The sequence below is a fragment of the Glycomyces artemisiae genome, assembly GCF_003002955.1.
Classification (GTDB): Bacteria; Actinomycetota; Actinomycetes; order Mycobacteriales; family Micromonosporaceae; genus Glycomyces; species Glycomyces artemisiae.
This window is the reverse complement of sequence record NZ_PVTJ01000020.1, coordinates 3,551-5,543: the sequence shown is the minus strand read 5'-3', so window position 1 is coordinate 5,543 and position 1,993 is coordinate 3,551. Positions and strand designations below refer to the sequence as shown.

1 rRNA gene is annotated in these 1,993 nt (G+C 58.9%); it reads left to right on the top strand.

Annotation, left to right across the window (positions count from 1 at the left end):
• Window positions 1-178: 178 nt before the first annotated feature.
• Window positions 179-1,710: ribosomal RNA gene (locus tag B0I28_RS26735) — 16S ribosomal RNA — on the top strand.
• Window positions 1,711-1,993: the final 283 nt, after the last annotated feature.

Genomic DNA, 1,993 nt, shown 5'->3' with positions numbered 1-1,993 from the left:
CGTGTGGGCTGGCTGAGTCGCTTCGGAACTGGGTTTCGGGGTGTGCTTGGTTGGTACTGTTTTTGACTGTCTTTTCCTTGGGACACTTGCTTGGTGTCTCGTGAAAATCGGTCAGGACATGCTTCGACACATGATTTGAAGTCGCTGGGCTCGTCAGGGTCTGGTGCGCAACAGGTTTTTGTTGGAGAGTTTGATCCTGGCTCAGGACGAACGCTGGCGGCGTGCTTCACACATGCAAGTCGAACGGAAAGGCCCGCTTGCGGGTGCTCGAGTGGCGAACGGGTGAGTAACACGTGGGTAACCTGCCCCCATCTCTGGGATAACCGTTGGAAACGGCGGCTAATACCGGATACGACCTGGCTCCGCATGGTGCTGGGTGGAAAGTTTTTGCGGTTGGGGAGGGGCCCGCGGCCTATCAGCTGGTTGGTGCGGTGATGGCGCACCAAGGCTTTGACGGGTAGCCGGCCTGAGAGGGCGGTCGGTCACATTGGGACTGAGATACGGCCCAGACTCCTACGGGAGGCAGCAGTGGGGAATTTTGCACAATGGGCGGAAGCCTGATGCAGCGACGCCGCGTGAGGGATGACGGCTTTCGGGTTGTAAACCTCTTTTATCCACCACGAAGGCCCCGTATTCGCGGGGTTGACGGTAGTGGTTGAATAAGCGCCGGCTAACTACGTGCCAGCAGCCGCGGTAAGACGTAGGGCGCGAGCGTTGTCCGGATTTATTGGGCGTAAAGGGCTCGTAGGCGGCCCGCTGCGTCTGCCGTGAAAGGCCTCGGCTTAACCGGGGTTTTGCGGTGGATACGGGCGGGCTTGAGGCAAGTAGGGGAAACTGGAATTCTACGTGTAGCGGTGAAATGCGCAGATATGTGGAGGAACACCGGTGGCGAAGGCGGGTTTCTGGGCTTGTTCTGACGCTGAGGAGCGAAAGCGTGGGGAGCGAACAGGATTAGATACCCTGGTAGTCCATGCTGTAAACGGTGGGCGCTAGGTGTGGGGCCACGTTGGTTGGTTCTGTGCCGTAGCTAACGCATTAAGCGCCCCGCCTGGGGAGTACGGCCGCAAGGCTAAAACTCAAAGGAATTGACGGGGGCCCGCACAAGCGGCGGAGCATGCGGATTAATTCGATGCAACGCGAAGAACCTTACCTGGGTTTGACATCACCCGGAAACCCTCAGAGATGGGGGCCTCTTCGGACTGGGTGACAGGTGGTGCATGGCTGTCGTCAGCTCGTGTCGTGAGATGTTGGGTTAAGTCCCGCAACGAGCGCAACCCTTATCCCGTGTTGCCAGCATTGAGTTGGGGACTCGCGGGAGACTGCCGGGGTTAACTCGGAGGAAGGTGGGGATGAGGTCAAGTCATCATGCCCCTTATGTCCAGGGCTTCACGCATGCTACATTGGCCGGTACAGCGGGTTGCGATACCGTGAGGTGGAGCGAATCTCTGTAAAGCCGGTCTTGGTTCGGATTCGAGTCTGCAACTCGACTCGATGAAGGTGGAGTCGCTAGTAATCGCAGATCAGCAACGCTGCGGTGAATGCGTTCCCGGGCCTTGTACACACCGCCCGTCACGTCATGAAAGTTGGCAACACCCGAAGCCTGCGGCCTAACCGGTTTACCGGAGGGAGTGGTCGAAGGTGGGGCTGGCGATTAGGACGAAGTCGTAACAAGGTAGCCGTACCGGAAGGTGCGGCTGGATCACCTCCTTTCTAAGGAGTCCCGACCCGGCATCAACGCCGTGGTCAACCATCCGCTCCAGGTGTCCTTCGGGGCCTCTGGCCTGGCAGCCGTGTGGTTGCCTTGATTGCTGCGGGTGTGTATGGACTGAATGTTTTATTGGTGTGTCGACTACACGTTGTCTGGGCGAGCAGAGCTCGCCTCCATCCTTGAGACCTGTTGGTCAGGTCGACTGTGCGCGAGCGCGGTCGGCGTGCCTGACGGGTCTCGCACCCTGTTGGGGTTCTGAGGCAATACGTCTCGGAGCCTGGTCAT